Genomic DNA, 19,492 nt, shown 5'->3' on the forward strand with positions numbered 1-19,492 from the left:
TCCCCGCCGTCCCCGCCCATACCGGTGGTCACGGTATCCGCACCGCCAACAGCAACGGTGCTGTCTCCGTGCATGGCACGATCTTCATCCTCGGACGCGAACACGCCAGCCACCGCATTTACTCGCTCTGGGACCTCACCGAAATCTCCTTCTACGACGACCGCGGCACCCACATCATCACCCACCCCAGGCCCCCGAAAGGCACCACCTACGTCGGCAACGGCAAACCCCGCGGCTTCATGAACCGTTACCCATCTCCTGAGACAGAAACCGTCACCAATGTTCTGAGACAAGAACCGTCACCGAAGACCTGAGACATCACACATGAGACAGGTGTTCCTACGACGTTTCTCATGCGGGAAACTGTTTCTCGCGAGCTCAACCCCGGGCGCGGCCCGCGGCCGGCCTCAGCGCGCGATGGGCGGGGTGGAGTTCCAGGCCGCACGATCTGCGGCCGTAGGCGCTTCGGGGATGCGGCCCCGGCCGTCGGGCTCCGGGATCGCGGCGAGCAGTGACCGGGTGTACGGATGCTGCGGGTCGGCCCACAGTTCCGCGGTGTTACCCGACTCCAGCACCTGCCCTGCATACATCACGAGCGTCCGATCGGCGATGCGACGGACCACCGCGAGATCGTGCGAGATGAACAGCATCCCGGCGCCGACCTCGGCGACGAGATCGCGCATGAGGGCGGCGACGCTCGTCTGTGTCGATGCATCCAGAGCCGAGATCGGCTCGTCCGCGATGAGCAGCTTGGGCCGAGCGGCCAATGCGCGGGCGATCGCAATGCGCTGCTTCTGACCGCCCGAGAACTGGTGCGGGAAACGGCTCGTCCACGCGGGGTTCAGCCCGACGCGCTCCAGCCATTCCTCCACGCGCGAACCCTCATCGCCGCGTGCGACGGCGGTCTGGATGCCGTCCTGGATCTGTTCGCCGATGCGCCGCCGCGGGTTCAACGACGTAGACGGATCCTGGAACACCATCTGGATGCCGGTGAGCGCGAGCGAGCGACGCCGCAGCCCCATCGTGGTCACGGGCATCCCGTTGAACAGCACCGAACCGCCAGCAGTCTTCTCGATTCCCGCTGCCGCGCGGGCCAGCGAGGACTTGCCGCTTCCCGATTCGCCGACGAGAGCGACCGTCTCCCCCACCGCGACCTGAACCGAGACGGCATCAACCGCGACGACCGGCGGGTTTCCGGGGTAACGGACGACGATGTCCTGCGCATCCAGCACCAGTGCGTCACTCATCGCCTGCTCCTTCGATCCCATCTTCGGAGGCGATCCGCGAGCCGGGAAGCGCCGCCAAGAGCGTCCGCGTGTACTCGTGCTGCGGGTCGGCAAACAGGGTCGCCCGATCCGCGCGCTCCACGATCCGGCCGTCCTTCATCACCGCGACATCGTCCGCGATCGCGCTCATGACGCCGAGGTCGTGCGTGACCAGCAGGACGGCAAGATCGCGTTCGACAGCGAGATCGCGCAGCAGCTGCAGAATGCCGGCCTGAACGGTGACATCAAGCGCCGTGGTCGGCTCATCCGCGAGCAGCACATCCGGATCGCAGGCCAGAGCACATGCGATCGCGATGCGCTGTCGCTGACCTCCGGAGAACTGATGCGGGTAGCGCCCCAGCGACTCGGCCGCGCGCGGCACCTGCACCCGCTCGAGCATCTCGACAGCGCGAGCGTCTGCCGCCTTGCCCTTGAGCCCCAGGTGCACGCGCATGTGGTCGGTGAGCTGCTTGCCGATGGTGAGCTGCGGATGCAGTGACGCCGAGGGGTCCTGAAACACCATCGCGATGCGGTTGCCGCGAACGCGGTTCAGCGCGCGGCGGGGCATCCCGAGGAGTTCTTCATCACCGAGGCGGATCGAACCCGTCGTCGTCGCTTTGGGCGGCAGCAGGCCGAGCACGGCGAGTGAGGTGAGGGTCTTGCCCGAACCGGACTCGCCGGCCAGACCCTGCACGCGTCCGCGTTCCAGGTCGAGCGAGATGCCATGGACGAGGGGTCGGCCGATTGAGATGTGCAGATCACGGATGCTGAGGGCGGTCGAGGTCATGCGCTCGCTCCCTTCGCGGATGCTGGCGCCGCAGATGTCACGAGCTCGGCCTGGTTCTCATGAGTGATCTCAGCGGTGGGATCCAGCACGTCGCGCATGGCGTCGCCCAGGAAGTTGAAAGCGACCACGACGGTCAGGATCGCGAGACCCGGGAACACGCCCAGCCACCAGGCGTCGAAGTTCTGCATGGCTGCGGAGATCATCGACCCCCACTCGGCCGTCGGCGGCTGGGCCCCCAGACCGAGGAACGACAGGCCGGACAGCAGCAGGATGGCGGTTCCGATATCGAGCGTGGCCAGCACCAGCACGGGGCCGGCGATGTTCGGCAGGATGTCGACGAACAGGCTCCGTGCTGGAGAGTGCCCGAGCAGGCGCCCCGCGATCACGTAGTTCTGCCGCCGCAGGCTCAGCACCAGGCTGCGCGTGACACGGGCGTACTGCGGCCACGAGACGATGACCGCAGCGATCACCGCATTGAACAGCGAGGGTCCGAGGGATGCGGCGACCACCATCGCGAGGATGACCGTGGGGAAGGCCATGAACAGATCGGTGATGCGCATCAGGGTCTCATCGAGCCACCCACCGAAGTAGCCGGCGAGCGCTCCGATGACCGTGCCGATGAGGAGGGCGGCAACTACGAGGGTGAGCGCGAGTGGAATCGTCACGGTCGCACCGGTCATGAGCCGGGAGAAGATGTCGCGGCCGTTGCCGTCGGTGCCCATCAGGGTGTCGATCCCGGGCGCCTGCAGGCGCGGCAGCACCTGGGCGTTCGGGCCGAATGGCACCCACCACTGCGCGGTGAAGGCGATGATCACCCAGGCGAGGGCGATGACCGAGCCGATGATGCCCAGGGGTGTGCGCCAGGCCCGCGGCCAGCGGAAGCGGATCTTCCACCGCGATGCCACGCGGCGGTCGTCGAATGCACTCATGCGATCCTCACTCTCGGATCCAGCACGCCGTACAGCAGGTCGACGATCAGGTTGATGACGAGGTAGATGACACCGACCACCAGGCCGACACCCATGATGCCGGTGAGGTCGAGGTTGGCGGCCGCGTTGTAGGCGTAGGTGCCCAGGCCCGGCCAGGCGAACACCGATTCGACGAGCACCGTGCCGCTCAGCAGCGCACCGAAGGCGACACCCACGACAGTCATGATCGGCAGTGCGGCTCCGCGCAGCACGTAGTCGAGCACGACGCGAGTGCCGGAGAGACCCTTCGCCCGGGCGGCGCGCACGTAGTCGCTGTCGAGGACCTCGAGCACTGAGGTGCGCACGAACCGGGTCAGCAGTCCGATGGTCACGAGCGAGAGCACCATCACCGGAAGGGCGAGGTGAGCGGCTGCGTCGAAGAAGCCGACGCTGTCGCCGTTGAGCAGATAGTCGATCGTGTAGAAGCCGGTGATGCGCGGCGGCGGCGTGATCGACGGCGAGACGCGTCCGGATCCCGGTGCGATCCCCAACTCGAGGAAGAAGAAGTAGTAGCTCACCAGCGCGAGCCAGAACGTCGGAACGCTCAGTCCCACCAGGGTGACCACGCGCACGACCTGGTCCGTAACGAGCCCGCGCCGGTACGCGGCGAGGGTGCCGAGCACGATGCTGACCGCGAGGCTGACGACGATCGCGCAGACCGCAATTTCGATCGTCGCCGGAACGGCTGTTGCGAGATCTGCCGTCACCGCGCGCCCGGTCACGAGGGATGTGCCGAGGTCGCCCTGCAGCAGGTTCGCCATATAGATGAAGTACTGCACGATGAGCGGCTGATCGAGACCGTGCGCCTTGATGAACGCCGCCCGCGTCTCGGGGTTCTGCGCTGCACCCTCACCGAGCGCGGCCGACACCGGGTCGCCGGGTACGAGGTTGGTCAGCAGGAACGTCACGATCGTGACGCCGATCAGCAGCAGCACCGAAGTGCCGAGTCTGCGCAGCAGGTACCCGACCAGCGGAGAGCGGGTCGGGAGCCTGCGCGCGATGGTGGCAGTACTCATCGAGTCATTCAGCCGGCGGGTGCGATCTCGGCGATGTCAATCTCCCACACCGAGTTGTACACGGCGCCGGTGACGTCACCGGCGGTCGCGATGTTGCGACCGGGCACGATCAGCGGCACGAACGGGCCTTCGGCCTGCATGGCCTCGGCGAACTCTGTGAAGGCGGCGGTGCGCTCGTCGGCGTCGGTCGCACTGGCCGCCTCAGCGGCAAGGGCGGCGATCTCGGGGTTCGCCTCGGCTGCCCAGCCGGAGCGCAGGCCCACCTTCAGTCCCGGACCGAACGGCAGGAAGTTTGCCGAGTCGGCGTAGTCCGGGCCCCAGAACCACAGGCCGAAGCCCTCGGTTCCGTTGACGTAGGCGTCGAGCTCGGTCGCGAACGGTGCGGGTGCGAGTTCGACGTTGATGCCGGCGTCCTTCAACTGGGCCTGCACGCGCTCGGCGAGAGGCGTGAATTCGACACCACCGACGGGGTAGTCGTTCGGGAACTGCAGCTTCAGGGTCTGCCCGGTGTATCCGGCCTCGGCGAGCGCCGCCTGGGTGCGGTCGAGATCCTGCTCGACACCGGCATCCAGTGCACCCTCGAACCCGGGCGGGATGACGCCGGTGGCCTGCACGGAACCGGCCCCGGCGAGCTCCAGCAGCGCGTCGTAATCGAGGGCGTAACGGATCGCCTCGGCGATCTTGACGTTCGCGAGCTCGCCCGCGTTGTCGGCCGACTGGTTCAGCAGCAGGAAGATCGACTGACCCGAGGGGACTGCGTCGACGTTCAAGTCATCGCCGAGCGTGGCGACCTGGTCGCCGTTGAGGTCCATGGCGACCATCGTGTCGCCGCCCTTGAGGTTGGCGAGCTGCGTGGCGCTCTCGCTGACGTTGCGGATCACAACGCGGTCGTAGGCGCTGTCTTCCTTGCCGTCGTACTCGTCGTTACTGGTCAGCACGATCTGCGACGCGAGGTCGAGCGTGTCGAGCACGAACGGTCCGGATCCGGCCGAGGTGCCATCCAGGAATGCCTGGGCGGTGTCGGTGCCGTCTGTGGTGCCGCCGTTCTCGATCACGACGTCGGCGTTGACGATGCCGAGAGCAGGGTTCGCGAGGATCGCCGGCAGCTGCAGCAGCGGGGTCTCGGTGGTGAAGCGGATCGTCTTGTCGTCGACCTCTTCGATCGTGACGCCGTTGAGGAGGAAGTTCGGCTTGGCTTCGACCATGCCCTGGATCCGCTGCAGGGTGAACACGACGTCCTTCGCTTCAACCGGCGTTCCGTCGGAGAAGCTGCGCTCGCCCTCAAGCGTGAAGGTGAACTCTGTCGCGTCGTCGTTCTGCTCCCAGGAGGCAAGGCCCGGGATCGGTGTCGACACGTCAGATCCCTCGAAGTCGACCAGCGTCTCGTAGAGCGCCTTCGCCAACATGTTGCCGGTCGGGTCGTAGCTGTGGCCGGGGTCGGCGGTCTCGACCGAGAACGCGGTGTCGATCACGAGCGAGGCGGCAGAGCTGTTGCCCCCACCATTCGCGGAGTTTCCGCCAGAGCATCCGGTGACGGCCAAAAGCGCGACTGCACCGATGGCGATCAGGGACTTGCGAGACAACGAGGACATAGACCCTCCTAGGGAAGGGAGTGTTTGGGAAAGGTCGGACGGCTGTGGACGACCGAGTTCAGATTGTCATGATGCGTGACGAAATGTCCAATGAGAGCAGACGTTGTGAAACATATCGTTCTAGAATCCGAGCATGGTAGACACTACGTCCAATATTCGGCCCACCGATTCGGCATCCACTGGACGAAGTGCGTCGCCTGCTCTCGACGACGTCGGCTACCGCATCCTCGCCGCCCTCCGCGAGAACGGTCGAATCTCGATGGCGGCGCTGGCCGAACGCGTCGGAGTGTCGCGCGCCAACGCCTATTCGCGAGTGGAAGCACTCATGGGCAGCGGAGTCATCACCGGGTTTTCAGCATCCGTCGACCCGGCGAAAGTCGGCCTCTCCATCGGCGCACATGTCTTCGTCACCGTGCATCCGCAATCCTGGCCGGCATTCCGCGAGCGGGTGCTGGAGTTGCCCGAGGTCGAATATTGCGCCGTCACCACAGGCGAACACGACGCGATGCTGATGATCCGCGCGACCGACGTCGGTGGGGTGCATGACTTCTCCACCGCCGTGATCGCGCAGTTGCCCGAGGTGCGCACCGTCGTCAGCGTGGTGATCCTGGACGAGGTGGTGCGGCGGACATTCATCCTGCCCACCGACATCCCCCAGCGCGAACCAGCAGGGACGATGGGGATGACGCGATGGACACCGGCTCCCGGAGCCCGGGAACCGCTGCCGCCGCGGTAGGCGTCAGGCCGCGGGAACCTCGACGCAGATGCTGAGCTGCGGCTTATCGAACATCTCGTAGTGCTCGACCAGGCGCAGCCCGTTTTCGTCCTGCTCGATGTCGCTGTCACCCGATCCGGTGACAACGGAGCCGTCCGCGACCAGCACGTGAACGAAGTTGATGCTGATGACGTTCCCGGTGCGCGTGCCGACGAACTGGCCGAAGGTGACGGTGTCACCGATGTAGTCACCCCAGACGACGCCATCCTTCTCGAAGTAGCGGAATGTGCTCGGCGCGTCGTGGTTCACGACCGACGTCGTCGAGGAGGTCATCTTGAAGGTACGTCCGTCCAGTGACGGGAGAAGTGTCTGCGTGCTCACCCCTTGATTATGGCAACACCACGCGCAGTCGCTGACCATCAGGCTCCTGCGGTTACCGTGGACGGGTGACCATGCCCGCCTCCAGCTCCCAGCCGATCGCCTTCGACGCCCGACCGCTCACCGATCCGGTCGCCCCAGGCGCCGTGAGGGCGTTCGTGTCTGCGATGCGCGCGCGGCGCTCGTCGTCGATGACCGGGACCAAGGTCCTGATGATCATCATCTTCTCCGTCATCGGCATCGTCTTCCTCGCGATCCTGCTTCCGATGACGTCGTTGCTTCTCGCGGGGCTCAGCAACGGCGGGCCGCCCTTCATCCTGCTGCCTGTCGTAATCATCACGTTCCTTGCGATCGGACTCGGTCTTCTGATCTGGTCGACCAACCGCAGCGCTCGAATCGCTCGATACCGCCTCAGCCAGTTCGCTGCCGCGAACAACATGACCTACGAGGATCGGATCAATGATCCGCAGCTGCCGGGAATGATCTTCAACATCGGTCGCTCCCGTCATTCTGACCGCCTGGTGCGCGGGCATTCGCCGCGCTTCGTCGAGTTCGGCAATTATCAGTACACGACCGGGTTAGGGAAGCACTCCACCACGCACTCGTGGGGGTACGTCGCGGTGAAGCTGGATGTGCCGCTGCCCAATATCGTGTTGGATGCCCTCGGCAACAACGGGTTCGGCACCAACCTTCCGGCATCGTTCCAGAAGGAGCAGCGCCTCTCGCTCGAGGGCGACTTCGACCGGTACTTCACGCTCTACTGCCCCGAGGGTTATGAGGCGGATGCCCTCTACCTCTTCACCCCGGACATCATGGCGCGTTTCGTCGACAACGCGGCGCAGCTCGATGTCGAGATCGTCGATGACTGGCTGTTCCTGTACACCAAGCGTGCGGCGTCCACACTGGATCCGGCAACCTGGGCATGGTTGTTCGGCGCCGTCGGCGCGCTCATCACCAAATTCGACCAGTGGGCCCGGTGGCGCGACGAGCGACTGGCCGCCGCGCACAGCGATGCCCCCGCGCAGAGCACTGCTCCCGCGCAGGCGCCGATCGCGGGAACGCATGCGCTTCCCTTTGCGGCACCGGCCGGGATGCTGACCCCGCCGCCCGGCGTCGCGCACAGCGGTCGGCGCCTCAAGCGCAGCGGCCGCTGGATTCCGATCGTCGCCGTGGTGTGCTTCGGGATCGTCTGGTTCTGGATGCAGTTCGCGCGCTGAGCACCGGCACGAGCAGGTATCAGGGTGGGCGCTGTCTGGGGAACTGCGCCCACCCCATCCCCCCTTGGGATACAGAAGAAGACGAACTCCCTCCTTGTGGACGGCTGAGCCGTCCGACGCCACTTGTCAGCTGGGGACTGAACGATCGCGGCGTATGAGTCAGACGGTATACCAAACGAGGTTGCAGGAGGTTGCAGGGAGGTTGCAGGCCGTCAAACCCCTAGCAGCGCGGTCATCCGCCACGCGCGTCTGACCGGTGCGTTCAGTCGCGCAATCCGAAGTACGCCAGCTCCGCGTCATTCAGCATCCGCGACCGGATCAGAAACCGCATCCCGGTCGGTCCCTCGACGCTGAATCCCGCACCACGGCCGGGTACGACATCGATGGTCAGGTGGGTGTACTTCCAGTACTCGAACTGCGACTCGGACATGTACACCTCGATGGGCGCATCCAGTCCGGCGTCGATGTCGCCCAGCAGCACATCACTCGGCCCGGTGATGAACATGCCCACCGGGTAACACATCGGGCTTGAGCCGTCACAGCATCCGCCGGACTGATGGAACATGAGCGGACCATGCTGCGCGGTGAGTTCGCGCAGCAGCGATGCCGCGGCATCCGTCACCGCCACCCGATGGTAGGTCCCGATACTCACCATGTCGATCTCCTTCGGTGGTTCTCGGGTGGGCGCCAGCGGCGACGCCCACCCGAGGGTCGTGGTCCCTGAGCCTGTCGAAGGGTCAGAAGAAGCCCATCGGGCCCTCGGCGTACGACACGAGGAGGTTCTTCGTCTGCTGGTAGTGGTCGAGCATCTTCAGGTGGTTCTCACGACCGATGCCGGACTGCTTGTATCCGCCGAACGCGGCGTGCGCCGGGTACTGGTGATACGTGTTCGTCCATACGCGCCCGGCCTGAATGGCACGGCCCGCGCGGTAGGCGGTGTCTCCACTGCGCGTCCACACGCCGGAACCGAGTCCGTACAGAGTGTCGTTGGCGATGTCGATCCCGTTGTCGTAGTCGTCGAAACTCGTCACGGCGAGTACCGGACCGAAGATCTCCTCCTGGAAGATACGCATGCTGTTCGTGCCCTCGAACACGGTCGGCGCGACGTAGTAACCGTCGGTGAGGTCGCCCCCGAGGTCAACGCGCTCTCCACCGGTGAGCAGCTTCGCTCCCTCCTGCTTACCGATGTCGATGTAGCTGAGGATCTTCTCCAGCTGGTCGTTGGATGCCTGTGCGCCGATCATCGTGTTCTTGTCGAGCGGGTTGCCCTGGATGATCTTTCCCACCCTGGCCAGGCCGTCGCCCAGGAATCCGTCATAGATCGAGCGCTGGATGAGGGCTCGTGACGGGCAGGTGCAGACCTCGCCCTGGTTCAGCGCGAACATCGCGAAGCCCTCGAGTGCCTTGTCATAGAAAGAGTCGTTGGTCGAGCGCGCGACATCTTCGAAGAAGAGGTTGGGGGATTTTCCGCCGAGCTCGAGCGTGACCGGAATGAGGTTCTGCGAGGCGTACTGCATGATCAGCCTGCCGGTCGTCGTCTCACCGGTGAAGGCGATCTTGCGGATCTTCTTGTGCTGCGCGAGCGGAGCACCCGCCTCAATGCCGAAGCCGTTGACGATGTTGATGACGCCGGCCGGCAGCAGATCGCCGATGATCTCGAACAAATACAGGATGGATGCCGGAGTCTGCTCGGCCGGCTTCAACACGATGCAGTTACCTGCGGCGAGCGCGGGGGCGAGCTTCCACACCGCCATCAGGATCGGGAAGTTCCACGGGATGATCTGGCCGACCACTCCCAGCGGTTCTTGGAAGTGGTACGCGACGGTGTTCTCGTCGAGCTGGCTGAGCGAGCCCTCCTGTGCACGCAGTACGCCGGCGAAGTAGCGGAAGTGGTCGATGGCGAGCGGGATGTCGGCTGCGAGAGTCTCGCGCACCGGCTTGCCGTTGTCCCAGGTCTCGGCGACCGCGATCTCTTCGAGGTGCTGTTCCATACGGTCGGCGATTCGGTTGAGGACAAGGCTGCGCTCGGCCGGGCTGGTCTTACCCCAGGAGGAGAACGCCTTCCATGCCGTGTCGACGGCGCGGTCGATGTCTTCGACGGTGCCGCGGGCGACCTCGGTGAACGGCTTGCCGTTGACCGGGCTCACGTTCTCGAAGTACTGCCCCTTGACGGGTTCGACGAACTCGCCGCCGATGTAGTGACCGTAGCGCGGGCGATAGTTCGCGATGGCACCGGCAGAACCTGGTGCAGCGTAAGCGGTGGACACGGTCTCTTCGACGATCGTCATCTGCGTCTCCTTCGACGGGCCGCAGCATCTGGACTGCGCGGCGTTGGGTCGAAGATAAACCCCGCAACGTTGCGCCAGGATGCGGCACGTTGCATCCGCTTGCGCTCAGCCGCGCTCCAGCTTCTCGATTCGGCTGACCAGGCCCGCGCGCCGCGGCGAGCGCGCCGGCAGCATCTCCAGGCACAGGCGCAGCACCTCTTCGTCTTCGGCGCCCTCGGGGATCTCGATGTAGGCGAGCAGCACGTCGATGCTGGCCTCGGTGAGCATGACTTCACGCAGCGCCGCGCGCACGGATTCGCGGAACTCCTCCACCGCGGGCGCCGTGGAATCCGGAAGCACCGGCCCGCGGTATGCCGTCAGCGCTACCCGGTGTGCGCCGCGATCGAGCAGTGAGAGAACGTTACGAGCATCGGTCTCGAGCGGAACGGTCAGTCGATAGGGCCGGGATTCGGGTACGAGTTCCGGGGCGATGCGTTGCAGCACTTTTCGCAGGCGGACGAGCTCGGGCCGAAGCGTGTCGACGGATGCCCCGGGGCCGTAGATGAGTTCGGCGAGGCGGTCGGCAGAAAGCCCCTGCCGGTAGTTCGCAAGCGTGAGCAGAATCTCGGCATGGCGTGCGCTCAGGTCGATCATCGTCTCGGCGTCATTGCTGGCGACCTCCAGCCGCGCGCGGTCACGCCCGAGCACCTGCAGCACGATGCGGGTCGGCGCCGATGCACGTCTCTGTTTGCGGCGAGGGGTGGCCGGGGCGCTGCTTCGCGACCGCAGTCGTGCCACGAGAAGCTCGGATTCCACGGCCCGGGCGGTGGCATCCACCAGCAAGCGCGCCTGCGGCGTGACCACCTCGGGTCCGCCCGTGACGTCGATGACCCCGAGGATCCGCTTCGTCTCCGGGTCGAACACCGGCGCCGCCGTGCACGACCAGGGATGCACCAGACGGTTGTAGTGCTCCGCCTCGTGGATCTGCACCGATTCGCCCAGGGCGATCGCTGTTCCAGGAGCGGACGTTCCCACCGTATCTTCGGCCCAGTTCGCCCCCGCGACCAGTCCCGCCTCCCCGGCGAGCAACCGCTTCTGCAGGTCGCCCTCCACCCACAGCAGACGTCCGGCATGATCGCCGACAGCGACCATCACGCCGGATTCTTCCGGATCTCCCGGAAGGAGCAGTCCGCGGATCATGTCCATGACGCTGGCGAGTGGATGCTGCTGACGAAACAGCTGCAGCTCTTCTGCCGACAGCGCCAGCGGCGGCAGATCCTCGGCTCCGATGCGCCGCTTCCAGGATCTCTCCCAGGAGTCGCGCACCAGCGGGCGGATGTGTTCCAGGTGACGGTCGTCGAGATTGCCGGCGACAAGTTCTTCGTGCGCACGCTCGATGATCAACCGTGATGCCTCCGGGGAGTTATCACGTGATGCTGACCACGGCGATGACACTATGTCTCCGATCGACGATGACCGAGTGTGGTCCCAGTGTACGAGTACGGCGCATCCCTGTCTGCCCATCCGTCCGACTCGACCGATGGTCGACAATCACCCCCGCCTCGAAAGCCGGCACTTAGCCGCGCGCGGCCCACCATTCGCGCAGGCGCTGCTCGGCGGCATCCGCACCGATCACGCCCTCATCGAGGCGCACCTCGAGCAGGAACTTGTACGCCTCGCCGACCTCACGGCCCGGCGTGATGCCCAGGATCTGTTGGATCTGATTGCCATCGAGCTCTGGCCTGATGGAGTCGATCTCCTCCTGCTCGCGCAGGTCTGCGATGCGCTTTTCGATGTCATCGTACGCACCGGCCAGCCGCGCGGCCTTGCGACGATTGCGAGTGGTGACGTCGGCACGAGTGAGAATGTGCAGACGCTCCAGCACAGAGCCGGCATCGCGCACATAGCGGCGCACAGCGGCATCGGTCCACGCGCCCTCGGCGTAGCCGAAGAATCGCAGATGCAACTCGATCAGAGTGGTGACGGCATCCGTCGTCTCACCGTCGAAGCGCAACGCCTGCAGGCGCTTGCGCGCCATCCGCGAGCCCACCACATCGTGGTGATGGAAGCTGACGGCTCCCCCGGGCTCGAGCTTGCGCGTGCGCGGCTTGCCGATGTCGTGCAGCAGGGCGGCGATCCGCAGTGGCACATCGGGTTCGGCGTCGGGGTGCCGCACATGCTCCAACTCGATCGCCTGCTGCAGCACCGTCAGCGAGTGCTCATAGACGTCCTTGTGGTGATGGTGCTCATCGACCTCAAGCTGCAGCGCGGTGACCTCGGGCAGGAACTCGTCGATCAGCGACGTCTCCACCAGAACACGGATGCCCCGGACCGGGTCGTCGGTCTGCATGAGCCGTACGAGCTCGCTCTGGATGCGCTCGGGGCTGACGATCTTCAGCGTCTGGCGCAGTCGCACGATCGCGTCGCGCGTCGCGTCTTCGATGTCGAAACCGAGCTGCGCGCTGAAGCGGGCGGCACGCAGCATCCGAAGCGGATCGTCACCGAAACTCACGTTCGGGTCGGTGGGGGTGCGGAGGATTCCGATGACGAGATCCTCGACGCCGCCGGTCGGGTCGACGAGCTTCACCGCCGGCACCTGCAGGGCCATCGCGTTCACGGTGAAGTCGCGGCGCACCAGGTCGCCGTCGATCGCCGTGCCGAACTCGACGGTGGGCTTTCTCGTCACCCCGTCGTAGCTGTCGGCGCGGTACGTGGTGATCTCCACCTGCTCGCCCTGCACACGGGCGCCGATGGTTCCGAATGCGCGACCAATGTCCCAGTGCGCGGTTGCGATTGGCTTGACGAGCTCGAGAATCTCATCCGGCGAGGCGTTCGTCGTGAAGTCGAGGTCGTGGGTCACTCGGCCCAACAGCGCGTCACGCACCGGCCCCCCGACCACAGCGAGCTCGAAGCCCGCGGCCTGGAACGCTGTGGCGAGCGCCGAAACGACGGGTCCTTCTGCAAGGTCGCGCAGGCGCGCGAGCCCCTCGGCCATATTGAGCATGGGTTCCAGCGTACCGGGGGAGCTCTTGCCCCCGTCGTCAGCCCGGCGCGTGTGCACGCTGGGGCAGATTTTTATAAGTATTTATAAGTTTCGGTACGGTTCGTATTGTATAGAACCCAAACTTAATGCATAGTTGGTTGTTGCGAGGCTTCTGATCCGTGCCGTTCCGGCCGGATCTGCCCTCCTGTGCTGTTTCGAGCGACCCGAATCGCTGGAAACAAACCGCGTGATTGACGCGCTATTTGGCGTGCCTGCGGTTAGCAGTGCCCTGCTTCGCCGTGTCCCCCCGCACGGCGAAGCAGGTTCACATCACAACACAACAGAACCGGAGAGATTCGTGGCGATGTTCCGTCGGGAACGATCGGAGGCACCCGCTGAGGGAGCGCACTATGCGCGATCCTCGGGACTGGATGCTCCGCCGTCGTACCCCGACACAGCTGCCGTCAACCCAGACGGCGCGCCCACGACACGTGACCTGATCTGGAAGTCGCTGCTCACCGGCGACGCGCAGAACGCGCAGACAGCGCACACTTCTCCGGCACACACCTCGGCCTCGGTTCCGCGCTCCCCCGCCGTGGAACCGAGGTCGGCGAACCAGCACCTCTCCGCGCATCAGACCGGTACCCCCGCACCGGAGCCGACATCTCGACGCGCTCGTCGTCGCGCCGAGTCGGTGGCGTCGCTCGATGCCCGAGCCGTATCCGAGCCCGTTGCCCCAGCCGTCGTTGCGCCGGCAGCCGTTGCACCGGCCGTCGTTGCACCGGCCGTCGTTGCACCGATTGTTCACCCGGCCCCCACCGCCCCCGGGGCCCCCGCCGTTTCCGAACCGCCGACTGTCGCACCCGCACCCGCACCCGCGGCTGAGCCCGAGACTCCGCGCGAGCTCGCCATAGCGCTGGCCGAACGCCTCGGCCTCGCATATGTCGACCTGACCGAGTTCACTGTCGAGCCGACCGTCGTCGACCTGATCCCCGACCAGATGTGCCGCCGCCAGATCGTGCTGCCTATCTCGCGGGTCGGTGAACGACTCGTCGTCGCCGTGGCCGATCCCGAGAACGTCGTCGTGCTGGATGACGTCGCAGCCGTTGTTCGGATGCCGGTGGTTCCCGTCGTCGCCGAGCGCGACGCGATTCTCGCGGCCATTGACCGCTACCACCGCGTCGACTCCGAGCTGGAAGAGCTCACCTCCGCTTTCGAGGGCGAAGCCGCCGGTGAAACCGAGAAGTGGACACAGGATGTCGCCGATGCGGCGGCCGACGACGAAGCCCCCATCATCCGCTTCGTCAACCTCATCATCAGCCAGGCGATCATGGACCGCGCCTCGGATATCCACATCGAACCCGGTCGCGAAGAACTGCGCGTGCGCTACCGCATCGACGGTGTGCTCACCGAAGTGCAGCGTGTGCCGCGCTCGATGATCCCCGGCGTCATCAGCCGCATCAAGGTCATGTCCGACCTCGACATCGGCGAGCGCCGCAAGCCGCAGGACGGTCGCATCTCGATCACGCACGGTGGTCGAACTGTCGACCTCCGCGTCGCGACGCTGCCGACGGTGTGGGGCGAGAAGGTCGTCGCACGTGTGCTCGACTCACCGGTCGCCAGCCTCAAGCTCTCCGACCTTGGCATGCTCGATCGCAACATGGACATCTACCGCAAGAGCTTCTCCAAGCCCTACGGAATGATGCTCGTCACCGGTCCGACGGGTTCCGGAAAATCGACCACGCTCTACACAACGCTGGCGACCATCGCCAAGCCCACGGTGAACGTGATCACGGTCGAGGATCCGGTCGAGTATCGGATGCCCGGGATCAACCAGGTGCAGGTCAACAATCGTGCCGGCCTCACGTTCGCCTCGGCGCTGCGCTCGATCCTGCGATCCGACCCCGATGTGATCCTCCTCGGTGAGATCCGTGACGAGGAGACGGCGAAGATCGCGATCGAGTCGTCCCTGACCGGTCACCTCGTGCTCTCGACCCTGCACACCAACGACGCTCCGAGCTCGGTGACCCGTCTCATCGAGATGGGCGTCGAGCCGTTCCTCGTCGGTTCCGCCCTCGACTCGGTCGTCGCGCAGCGACTCGCTCGCCGTCTCTGCGAGCGCTGCAAGATCGAATCCGAAGCGACCGAGATGGAGCTTCGCGTTCTCAACGTGCCCATCGACCCGATGCAGGGTGCGCCGACGGTCTATCGGCCCAATGGATGCTCGCAGTGCTCGAACACCGGATATCGCGGTCGTATCGCCCTGCACGAGGTCATGGCCGTCGATGAGGAGATCGAGCGGATGGCGGTCGCCAACGCTCCCACCGCAGAAATCGCCGAGTACGCCGAGGCGAACGGCATGGTCCGGCTCCGGATGGATGGCTGGGCAAAGGTGCTACTCGGCCACACCGCCATCGAGGAAATTCTCCGAGTCACCGTGTGACCGCCTCCCCGGCGTAAATAAGCACACAGTTCCACATATGAAAGGCAGCACTAGTGGCGAACGACAATGAGTTCGCGTCTGATTTGGGCGGCTCCCGATTCGACGCACTGCTGGGCGGGTCCGAGGTCGACTCCGAGCTGCGCTCGTTCCTCAACGGCGTCCCCGGTGTGACGCTGCCCGCTATGACGCCGCCGGTGCAGCCCATGCAGGTGCAGCCCGAGCCCGTACAGCCCTTGCCCGTGCAGCCCTTGCAGCGCACTCAGCCGCAGCCCGTTCAGCAGCAGCCGGTTCAGCAGCAGCCGGTTCAGCGGCAGCCGGTTCAGCGGCAGCCGGTTTACTCGCAGCCCGTTCAGCCCCAACCGGTTCAGCAGCGCGCGTTCGACCCGGCACCGATGTACGCCGACGATGCTCCGATCCGGCGTCGCTCTCAGCCTGCGCCTGCCGCGGCCGCAGCGCCCGCAGCATTCATTCCTCAGGACCTCACCGTTGCGCTGCCGACGATGCCGCCGATGCAGCAGCCGCAGCGCGCGCCCGAGCCGGCGGCCGTCACCCAGATTCTCGACACGTCGATGTCTGATTTCAGCACCCCTTCCGCTTTCGCCGCCCCGGCGCACTTCCCGACCGCACACGACGCGTCGCTTCCGGATTTCACCGAGCAGACGATGTCGAAGCCGCCGATTGCCAGCCGTTTCGACGAGATCGAAGCGGTGCTGATCGGGCAGAACCCGGAGGTCGATCCGGAGTTCGTGGCATCCGTCGCCGCTGTTCTCGACCTGGGCGCTTCTGACCTCCACCTCGTCGCCGAGTCCACCCCGGTCGTTCGCATTGACGGGCAGCTGAAATCGGTTGCCGAGACGTCGATCTGGGACCGCGACCGCATCGCGCGTGTGATCGACGGCTTCGTTCCCGCCGAGCAGATGCGCGTCTTCGAGAAGGAACTCGAACTCGACCTCGCCTACTCCGTCGGTGACATCGCGCGTTTTCGCGTCAACATCTTCCAGGACCAGCGGGGTTTGGGCGCCGCGCTTCGAATCATCCCGACCGAGATCAAGTCCGTGACGAAGCTCGGTCTGCCGCGCGAACTCGTCGAACTGGCCAACCTGCCCCGTGGCCTGGTCCTCGTGTGCGGACCGACCGGTTCTGGAAAGTCCACGACGCTCGCCGCGATCATCGACAAGGCGAACTCCAGCCGCGCCTCGCACATCATCACGGTCGAGGACCCGATCGAGTTCATGCACAACCACAAGCGCGGGATCATCAATCAGCGCGAGGTCGGCGCTGATACCCACAGCTTCTCCGACGCTCTCAAGCACGCGCTGCGTCAGGACCCTGACATCATCCTGGTCGGTGAGATGCGCGACCTCGAGACCATCTCGACGGCCCTCACCGCAGCCGAGACCGGTCACCTCGTGTTCGCCACACTGCACACGCAGGATGCCGGACAGACCATCGACCGCATCATCGACGTCTATCCGGCGCACCAGCAGGCGCAGGTGCGCACCCAGCTCGCCGCGACCCTGCGCGCTGTCATCGTGCAAACCCTGATCCCCCGAGCAAGTGGCAAGGGCCGCGCCGTCGCCACCGAAGTGATGTTCGTGAACCCTGCGATCCAGGCGCTGATCCGCGCGGGGAAGACGCACCAGCTGCGCACCGCGCTGCAGGCCGGAACCGATATCGGCATGCACACCCTCGATCAGGACCTCGCGCGTCTCGTGCTCGCCGGCGACATCGAGTACGGCGTCGCTGTTGAGATCGCGCAGGATGTCGCCGAGTTCGAACAGCTCGTGCGCAACCGTGGCATCAGCCGGGCAGCGAACGTCGACATGACACCTGAGGGCACCCGCCAGTCGGTGGGCGGCCGGAGCGGAGCGAACTGAAAATGGCTGCTACCAAAACCCAGCAGTGGACCTACAAGGGCATCGACGCCGGCGGCAAAACCGTCAAGGGTGTTCTGGATGCCTCCTCCGAGGGCCAGGCGATCCAGCAGCTCAAGGCGCAGAGCATCATTCCCGACAAGCTCGTGGCCAAGGGCGGCGGCACCGGCCTGCAGCGTGAGATCAACATTCCGGGCCTGGAGCGCAACCCCTCGCTCAAGGACCTCGCCGTCCTCACCCGGCAGATGGCCACGATGGTCAACGCCGGTGTCTCGATTCTTCGTGCACTGTCGATCGTCACCGATCAGGTGGAGAACCCCAAGCTCAAGCGCACCCTCGTCGAGGTCACCACTGACGTCGAGGGCGGCTCTGCCCTGTCCGTGTCGCTCGAGAAGTTCCCGCTGATCATCCCGCCGATCATGGTGCACCTGATCCGCGCCGGTGAAGCGGGCGGATTCCTCGATCGCTCACTGCTGATGGTCGCTGACAACTTCGAGGCCGAGACCAAACTGCGCGGCAAAGTGAAGTCGGCCATGACCTACCCGGTCGTGGTGCTCATCGTCGCCCTGGTTGCGGTCGCCGCGATGCTGATCTTCATCGTGCCGGTGTTCGAGAGCATGTTCGCCGACCTCGGCAGCGCCCTCCCCGGCCCGACCCAGGTACTCGTCGACCTATCGGAGGCGATGCCCATCGTCGCGCCGATCCTCATCGTGTCGATCATCGCGTTCAGCATCTGGTGGGGCCGCAGCAAGAACACCGAGGCCGTGCGCCGTGTGGTCGATCCGATCAAGTTGAAGCTTCCGGTCTTCGGCAAGCTCAACAAGCTGATCGCGCTGACCCGCTTCGCCCGCAACTTCTCCACGATGCTCACCTCGGGCGTGCCCATCCTTCAGTCGCTGTCGATCGTGGGCGCGACGTCTGACAACTACGTCATCAATGCGGCGCTCATCAGCGTGCAGGATGCCGTTCGCCAGGGTCGTCCGATCGCCGAGGCGATGGCCGAGGCCGAGGTCTTCCCCGACATGCTCGTGCAGATGGTCGGCATCGGTGAGGAGTCCGGCGAGATCGACACGATGCTCGCGAAGACTGGCGATTTCTATGACGACGAGGTCGAGACGATGAGCTCGCAGCTGACCGCCATGATCGAGCCACTCATGATCGTGCTCATGGGTGGGCTGCTCGGCTTCATGATCGTCGCACTCTACATGCCGATGTTCATGATCTTCCAGGATATTCAGTCGCTATAGATCTCTCGAATTCAATTTGTTTCAGTAAAAGTGTGGCTATTTCACAATATGCGCCACACTTTGATTGATCGACCCAGAAAAATCTGATCTGACCTGGGATTTTTATGACACGCCCAGAATGACATTTGTTGCCTGAATGCGTGAAGAATTGCTAGCTTCAAGGCTGCCGACTAAACACACGTCGACAATCCCCCGAACTATTTCTTGAAAAGGAACACACATGAACAAGCGTGTTGCAGACGTCATGGCCAAGCGCCAGAACGGCGAAAAGGGCTTCACCCTGATCGAGCTCCTCGTCGTCGTCATCATCATCGGCATCCTGGCCGCTGTCGCCATCCCGGTTTTCCTGAACATGCGTCAGGGCGCATGGAAGGCATCGGTTGAGAGTGACATCACCAACGCTGCGCTGGCCGTCGAGCAGGCCGCCACCGCCAACAACGGGAGCCTCAACCTTGTGTCGCAGACCGGCGGCGCGGTTGGCGACTCGACCTTCACGCTCTCCGACGGCACCGATGAATTTGCCAAGGGCACGATCTCCGATGGCAACTACGTCACGATCACGATCAACGGCGACCAGAGCTACTCGATCGAGGGCAACAACGAGAACCTCGACGGCGCCCCGTACGTGTACACGAGCGAAACCGGCTCGGGCAACTGGGACGCGGGCACGCCCACCCCGTAATCCGCGCAAGCTGATTCACCGCGTTTTGTGCCTGCACGGTTCTCCGTGCAGGCACAAA

Annotated in this window: 16 protein-coding genes and 1 pseudogene; 7 read left to right on the plus strand and 10 right to left on the minus strand. The window is 65.0% G+C overall.

From position 1 onward, the window contains the following. Window positions 1-314 (plus strand): annotated as a pseudogene (locus ACSS7Z_RS00005) (hypothetical protein); the annotation flags it as partial. 93 nt (window positions 315-407) lie between these two features. Here ACSS7Z_RS00005 and ACSS7Z_RS00010 read toward each other — a convergent pair. From ACSS7Z_RS00010 to ACSS7Z_RS00030, 5 genes are read right to left on the minus strand one after another with little or no spacing between them, the layout of a single operon-like run. Further along, a complete protein-coding gene (locus tag ACSS7Z_RS00010) occupies window positions 408-1,247 on the minus strand; it encodes an ABC transporter ATP-binding protein (protein ID WP_438252358.1) in 840 nt (279 codons plus the stop codon). Then, window positions 1,240-2,052, minus strand: coding sequence for an ABC transporter ATP-binding protein (locus ACSS7Z_RS00015; RefSeq protein WP_438252359.1), 813 nt, complete (start codon window positions 2,050-2,052; stop codon window positions 1,240-1,242). The genes ACSS7Z_RS00010 and ACSS7Z_RS00015 overlap by 8 nt, the downstream gene beginning before the upstream one ends. Then, complete coding sequence (locus tag ACSS7Z_RS00020) at window positions 2,049-2,981, minus strand: ABC transporter permease (protein ID WP_438252360.1); 933 nt, start codon at window positions 2,979-2,981, stop codon at window positions 2,049-2,051. The genes ACSS7Z_RS00015 and ACSS7Z_RS00020 overlap by 4 nt, the downstream gene beginning before the upstream one ends. Beyond that, entirely contained in the window at window positions 2,978-4,036 is a 1,059-nt protein-coding gene (locus ACSS7Z_RS00025) for an ABC transporter permease (RefSeq protein ID WP_438252362.1), read from the minus strand. The genes ACSS7Z_RS00020 and ACSS7Z_RS00025 overlap by 4 nt, the downstream gene beginning before the upstream one ends. An 8-nt stretch (window positions 4,037-4,044) precedes the next feature. Continuing rightward, window positions 4,045-5,628, minus strand: a complete 1,584-nt coding sequence (locus tag ACSS7Z_RS00030) for an ABC transporter substrate-binding protein (RefSeq protein WP_438252364.1) — start codon at window positions 5,626-5,628, stop codon at window positions 4,045-4,047. A gap of 133 nt (window positions 5,629-5,761) precedes the next feature. On the opposite strand from ACSS7Z_RS00030, the gene ACSS7Z_RS00035 reads away from it, so the two are divergent. Continuing rightward, complete coding sequence (locus tag ACSS7Z_RS00035) at window positions 5,762-6,364, plus strand: Lrp/AsnC family transcriptional regulator (RefSeq protein ID WP_438252365.1); 603 nt, start codon at window positions 5,762-5,764, stop codon at window positions 6,362-6,364. Between the two features lie 3 nt (window positions 6,365-6,367). Here ACSS7Z_RS00035 and ACSS7Z_RS00040 read toward each other — a convergent pair whose 3' ends face one another. Beyond that, window positions 6,368-6,724: an avidin-fold protein gene (locus ACSS7Z_RS00040; RefSeq protein ID WP_438252366.1), complete on the minus strand. Its 357-nt coding sequence runs from the start codon at window positions 6,722-6,724 to the stop codon at window positions 6,368-6,370. 71 nt (window positions 6,725-6,795) lie between these two features. Between ACSS7Z_RS00040 and ACSS7Z_RS00045 the strand changes: the two genes are divergently transcribed. Next, window positions 6,796-7,938 (plus strand): hypothetical protein, encoded by a 1,143-nt coding sequence (locus ACSS7Z_RS00045; RefSeq protein ID WP_438253049.1) that lies wholly within the window; start codon window positions 6,796-6,798, stop codon window positions 7,936-7,938. A 262-nt stretch (window positions 7,939-8,200) separates the two neighbouring features. Here ACSS7Z_RS00045 and ACSS7Z_RS00050 read toward each other — a convergent pair whose 3' ends face one another. The 4 genes from ACSS7Z_RS00050 to ACSS7Z_RS00065 form a co-directional block, all read right to left on the minus strand. Beyond that, on the minus strand, window positions 8,201-8,593 hold the full coding sequence (locus ACSS7Z_RS00050; protein WP_438252367.1) for a DUF779 domain-containing protein: 393 nt from the start codon (window positions 8,591-8,593) through the stop codon (window positions 8,201-8,203). 82 nt (window positions 8,594-8,675) lie between these two features. Next, a complete protein-coding gene (gene exaC / locus ACSS7Z_RS00055) occupies window positions 8,676-10,226 on the minus strand; it encodes an acetaldehyde dehydrogenase ExaC (RefSeq protein WP_438252369.1) in 1,551 nt (516 codons plus the stop codon). Window positions 10,227-10,331: 105 nt separating this feature from the next. After that, window positions 10,332-11,660, minus strand: coding sequence for a GAF domain-containing protein (locus tag ACSS7Z_RS00060; RefSeq protein WP_438252370.1), 1,329 nt, complete (start codon window positions 11,658-11,660; stop codon window positions 10,332-10,334). A gap of 121 nt (window positions 11,661-11,781) precedes the next feature. Further along, window positions 11,782-13,209 (minus strand): CCA tRNA nucleotidyltransferase, encoded by a 1,428-nt coding sequence (locus tag ACSS7Z_RS00065; RefSeq protein WP_438252371.1) that lies wholly within the window; start codon window positions 13,207-13,209, stop codon window positions 11,782-11,784. Between the two features lie 343 nt (window positions 13,210-13,552). Here ACSS7Z_RS00065 and ACSS7Z_RS00070 point away from each other — a divergent pair, with 343 nt between their 5' ends. The 4 genes from ACSS7Z_RS00070 to ACSS7Z_RS00085 all read left to right on the plus strand — a co-directional run bounded on the left by ACSS7Z_RS00070 (window position 13,553) and on the right by ACSS7Z_RS00085 (window position 19,434). Next, on the plus strand, window positions 13,553-15,631 hold the full coding sequence (locus ACSS7Z_RS00070) for a GspE/PulE family protein (RefSeq protein WP_438253050.1): 2,079 nt from the start codon (window positions 13,553-13,555) through the stop codon (window positions 15,629-15,631). A gap of 53 nt (window positions 15,632-15,684) precedes the next feature. Further along, the gene (locus tag ACSS7Z_RS00075; RefSeq protein ID WP_438252372.1) at window positions 15,685-17,508 is read left to right on the plus strand and encodes a type IV pilus twitching motility protein PilT; all 1,824 of its coding nucleotides are present in this window, start codon (window positions 15,685-15,687) and stop codon (window positions 17,506-17,508) included. A gap of 2 nt (window positions 17,509-17,510) precedes the next feature. Further along, window positions 17,511-18,752, plus strand: a complete 1,242-nt coding sequence (locus ACSS7Z_RS00080; protein ID WP_438252373.1) for a type II secretion system F family protein — start codon at window positions 17,511-17,513, stop codon at window positions 18,750-18,752. Between the two features lie 220 nt (window positions 18,753-18,972). Further along, on the plus strand, window positions 18,973-19,434 hold the full coding sequence (locus tag ACSS7Z_RS00085) for a type IV pilin protein (protein WP_438252374.1): 462 nt from the start codon (window positions 18,973-18,975) through the stop codon (window positions 19,432-19,434). The last annotated feature ends 58 nt before the right edge of the window (window positions 19,435-19,492 follow it).

It is taken from the genome of Microbacterium wangyouchuni (assembly GCF_051546305.1).
Taxonomy (GTDB): domain Bacteria; phylum Actinomycetota; class Actinomycetes; order Actinomycetales; family Microbacteriaceae; genus Microbacterium.